Origin of the sequence: Thioalkalivibrio sp. (assembly GCF_007692535.1) — a bacterium.
Classification (GTDB): Bacteria; Pseudomonadota; Gammaproteobacteria; order Ectothiorhodospirales; family Ectothiorhodospiraceae; genus Thioalkalivibrio.
In genome coordinates, this window is record NZ_REBW01000196.1 from 1 (window position 1) to 4,656 (window position 4,656).

The 4,656-nt window shown below is 65.5% G+C and carries 5 protein-coding genes; all 5 read right to left on the reverse strand.

Annotated elements, in window-relative coordinates; all coding sequences use genetic code 11:
• Window positions 1-225: 225 nt before the first annotated feature.
• Window positions 226-648 carry a F0F1 ATP synthase subunit epsilon gene (locus EA346_RS11520; protein ID WP_296758721.1) on the reverse strand — a complete coding sequence of 141 codons (423 nt, stop codon included), beginning with the start codon at window positions 646-648 and terminating at the stop codon, window positions 226-228.
• Between the two features lie 12 nt (window positions 649-660).
• The gene (gene atpD / locus EA346_RS11525) at window positions 661-2,040 is read right to left on the reverse strand and encodes a F0F1 ATP synthase subunit beta (RefSeq protein ID WP_296758722.1); all 1,380 of its coding nucleotides are present in this window, start codon (window positions 2,038-2,040) and stop codon (window positions 661-663) included.
• An 87-nt stretch (window positions 2,041-2,127) separates the two neighbouring features.
• The gene (gene atpG, locus EA346_RS11530) at window positions 2,128-2,988 is read right to left on the reverse strand and encodes a F0F1 ATP synthase subunit gamma (RefSeq protein ID WP_296758723.1); all 861 of its coding nucleotides are present in this window, start codon (window positions 2,986-2,988) and stop codon (window positions 2,128-2,130) included.
• Window positions 2,989-3,000: 12 nt separating this feature from the next.
• Window positions 3,001-4,542: a F0F1 ATP synthase subunit alpha gene (gene atpA / locus EA346_RS11535; RefSeq protein WP_296758724.1), complete on the reverse strand. Its 1,542-nt coding sequence runs from the start codon at window positions 4,540-4,542 to the stop codon at window positions 3,001-3,003.
• A gap of 13 nt (window positions 4,543-4,555) precedes the next feature.
• Window positions 4,556-4,656: F0F1 ATP synthase subunit delta (locus EA346_RS11540; RefSeq protein WP_296758725.1), on the reverse strand; the 101-nt coding region annotated here is incomplete at its 5' end.

Sequence of the window (4,656 nt, forward strand, 5' to 3'; positions counted from 1 at the left end):
TGCGCGTGCCCTTGCCGGCGGCAAGCACGACCACGTGCAGGGGAGCCTTCGCGTCAGTCATGCCGGGATGCCACTAGCGCGCCATGCGAGCACGAACCATTCCTTTATGGAGTGCGGAAGCTTGCTTCCGCTTTGGAGCGCCCGGGCTGCCCACAACGCCCAAGGCGGCGGCGAGCCACCGCGCTCCATAGACACATTGTGCAGGGGGCTGTGCAGACACCACGCTCAGTTGGATCGGCGCAGCTTCTGGATCATCTGCAGTCGCGCCGCGGCCTCGACCAGCTCGGCCTGGGCCTTGGCGTAGTCGAAATCGGCCTTCGAGTTGGCCAGCGCATCCTCCGCCCGGCGCTTGGCCTCCATGGCCTCGGCCTCGTCGAGATCCTTGGCGCGGATCGCGGTATCGGCAAGCACCGTGACCACGTGCGGCTGCACCTCGAGGATGCCCCCGGAGACGAACACGCGCTGCGGCTCACCGTCCTCGGTCTCGCGGATGCGCAGTTCGCCCGGCTTCAGGCGCGCCAGCAGCTGGGTGTGGCGGGGATAGATCCCGACCTCGCCGACCTCGGTGGTGGCGGCGATCATGTACGCCTCTCCCGAGTAGATCGACTCCTCGGCGCTGACGACGTCGACGTGAATGGTCATGGCCATGGCAAATGCTCCTTACTTCAGCTTCTCGGCCTTTTCAGCAGCCTCTTCGATCGAGCCTACCATATAGAAAGCCTGTTCCGGCAGGTGATCGTATTCGCCGGCGACGATCGCGGCGAAACCGCGAATGGTGTCCTTCAGCGACACGTACTTGCCGGGCGAACCGGTAAAGACCTCGGCCACGAAGAAGGGCTGGGACAGGAAGCGCTGGATCTTGCGCGCCCGGGACACCAGCAGCTTGTCGTCCTCGGACAGTTCGTCCATACCGAGAATGGCGATGATGTCCTTCAGCTCCTTGTAGCGCTGCAGGGTGTTCTGCACCGCGCGGGCGGTGTCGTAGTGCTCGTGACCGATGATGTTCGCGTCCAGCTGGCGGCTGGTGGAATCCAGTGGATCCACGGCCGGGTAGATCCCGAGTTCGGCGATCTGGCGCGACAGCACGACGGTCGCATCGAGGTGCGCGAAGGTCGTTGCGGGCGAGGGGTCGGTCAGGTCGTCCGCCGGCACGTACACCGCCTGGATCGAGGTGATCGAGCCCTTCTGCGTCGACGTGATGCGTTCCTGCAGCACGCCCATCTCCTCGGCCAGCGTCGGCTGGTAACCCACTGCAGAGGGCATGCGCCCGAGCAGCGCCGAGACCTCGGTCCCGGCCAGCGTGTAGCGGTAGATGTTGTCGATGAACATCAGCACGTCGCGGCCCTCGTCGCGGAAAAACTCGGCCATGGTCAGGCCGGTCAGTGCGACGCGCAGGCGGTTGCCCGGGGGCTCGTTCATCTGGCCGTAGACCAGGGCCACCTTGTCGAGAACGTTCGACTCCTTCATCTCGTGATAGAAGTCGTTCCCCTCGCGGGTCCGCTCGCCGACGCCGGCAAACACCGAATAGCCGCTGTGCTCGATGGCGATGTTGCGGATCAGCTCCATCATGTTCACGGTCTTGCCGACACCGGCGCCGCCGAACAGGCCGACCTTGCCACCCTTCGCGAAGGGGCAGAGCAGGTCGATGACCTTGATGCCCGTCTCCAGGAGTTCGGTGGAACCCGCCTGCTCGTCGAAGGCGGGCGCGGAGCGATGGATCGACCAGTGCTCCTTGGCCTCGACCGGCCCGGCGTTGTCGATGGGCCTGCCGAGCACGTCCATCACCCGCCCGAGGGTCTCGACACCGACCGGGACCTGGATCGCCTTGCCGGTGGAGGTGACCTCCATCTGCCGCTTCAACCCGTCGGTGGTCCCCATCGCGATGGTGCGCACGATGCCGTCGCCGAGCTGCTGCTGCACTTCCAGCGTCAGGTCGGTCTCGGCGAGATGCAGGGCATCGTAGATCTTCGGCACGGCGTTGCGCGGGAACTCCACGTCGACCACGGCGCCGATGATTTCGACAATCTTTCCAGAACTCATGTGTGCAATCCTCTAAGTCGGTAATTCTTGCCTGGGCGCGGGGCCAATGCCGGGAGCGCGGAACGACCGCGCCGCCGCACGACGCTGCTAGACGGCGGCCGCGCCGCCGACGATCTCCGAGATCTCCTGGGTGATCGCGGCCTGACGGGCCTTGTTGTAGATCAACTGCAGTTCCTTGATCAGCGAGCCGGCGTTGTCGGAGGCCGACTTCATCGCCACCATGCGCGCCGCCATCTCGCAGGCGACATTCTCGACCACCGCCTGGTAGATCATGGACTCCACGTACCGTTCGAGCAGGGTGTCGAGGACGGGGTGGGTGTCGGGCTCGTAGATGTAGTCCCAGTGGTGCTTCAGTTCCTGCTCCTGGCTGGGTGCCGTGGGCAGCATCTGGGACACCACCGGCTGCTGGGTCATGGTGTTGATGAACTTGTTCTCCACCAGCAGCACCTGGTCGATGCGCCCGTCACGGAAGCCGTCCAGCACCACCTTGATGCCACCGACGAGATCGGTCATGCGCGGCCGGTCGCCCAGGTGGGTCGCCTCGGCGATGATGTTGCCGCCCAGGCGCTTGAAAAAGCCCAGCGCCTTGTTGCCGAACAGGCAGAGATCCACCTCGACACCTTCGTCGCGGAAGCGCCGCATCTCGCCCACGGCCTTCTTGAACAGGTTCACGTTCAGACCACCGCAGAGCCCGCGGTCGGTCGAGACGATGATCAGCGCCACGCGCCGGACCTCGCGCTCGATCATGAACGGGTGCCGGTACTCGGCGTTCGCCATCGCGACGTGGCCGATGGTGCTGTGGATCTTCCGGGCATAGGGGCGCGATTCCTCCATGCGGTCCTGTGCGCGGCGCATCTTCGACGCCGCGACCATCTCCATGGCCTTGGTGATCTTCTGAGTACTCTTGATACTCTTGATCTGAGTCCGGATTTCCTTTGTGCCCGCCATTGCGTGCCCCCGTTACCAGCTGTGTTTGGCCTTGAACTCTTCCAGGGCCTTGCGCATCGACGCCTCGATCTCGGAGTCGTAGTCCCCGGAATCGTTGATCTTGTCCAGCAGCGCCTTCTGCGACGACCGCAGGTAGTCGAGCAGCGCGCGCTCGAAGCTCACGACCTTGTCGGTGTCGACGTCGTCCAGGAAACCCTCGTTGGCGGCGAAGAGCGAGAAGCCCATCTCGCCGATGGACATCGGCGAGTACTGCCCCTGCTTCATCAGTTCGGTCACGCGCTTGCCGCGGTCGAGCTGCCTGCGGGTCAGTTCGTCGAGGTCGGAGGCGAACTGCGAGAAGGCCGCCAGCTCGCGGTACTGGGCCAGCGCCAGACGCACGCCGCCACCGAGCTTCTTGATGATCTTGGTCTGCGCGGCGCCGCCGACGCGCGACACCGAGAGACCGGCGTTGATCGCCGGCCGGATGCCGGCGTTGAAGAGGTCGGTCTCGAGAAAGATCTGGCCGTCGGTGATCGAGATCACGTTGGTCGGCACGAACGCAGAGACGTCGCCGGCCTGCGTCTCGATGATCGGCAGCGCGGTCAGCGAGCCGGTCTTGCCGGTGACCTCGCCGTTGGTGAAGTTCTCGACGTACTCGACGTTGACCCGCGAGGCCCGTTCCAGCAGGCGCGAGTGCAGGTAGAAGACGTCACCCGGGTAGGCCTCGCGGCCCGGCGGCCGGCGCAGCAGCAGCGACACCTGGCGGTAGGCCCAGGCCTGCTTGGTCAGGTCGTCGTAGACGATCAGGGCGTCCTCGCCCCGATCGCGGAAGTACTCGCCCATGGTGCAGCCGGCGTAGGGGGCGATGAACTGCATCGCCGCCGACTCGGAGGCGTTCGCGGCGACGATGATGGTGTGTTCCATCGCTCCCGCGTCTTCCAGGCGGCGCACCACGCCAGCGACCGAGGAGGCCTTCTGGCCCACCGCCACGTAGATGCACTTCACGCCGCTGCGGATCTGGTTGATGATCGCGTCCACCGCCACCGCGGTCTTGCCGGTCTGGCGGTCGCCGATGATCAGCTCGCGCTGGCCGCGGCCGATCGGAACCATCGCATCGATGGCCTTCAGGCCGGTCTGCAGCGGCTGCGAGACCGACTGGCGCTCGATGACGCCGGGGGCGATCTTTTCGATCGGCGCGGTCATGTCGGAGTCCACCGGACCCTTGCCGTCGATCGGCCGACCCAGCGCGTCGACCACGCGCCCGAGCAGACCGGGACCCACCGGCACCTCGAGGATGCGGCCGGTGCAGCGGACCGTGTCGCCCTCGGTGATGTGCTTGTAGTCGCCCAGGACGACCGCGCCCACCGAGTTCCGCTCCAGGTTCAGCGCCATGCCGAAGGTGTCGCCGGGGAACTCGATCATCTCGCCCTGCATCACGTCGCCGAGACCGTGGATGCGGGAGATGCCGTCGGTCAGGCTGACCACGGTGCCCTCGGTCCGGGCCTCCGAGCCCACCTCGAATTTCTCGATGCGCTGCTTGATGAGATCACTGATCTCGGAAGGATTCAGTTGCATTGCTTGTTTCCTCTTAGCGACTCAAATTGGCGGCAAGACGGTTCAGCTGTCCCCGCACCGACCCGTCGATGACCAGGTCGCCGGCACGGACCACGACACCGCCGAGCAGGGATT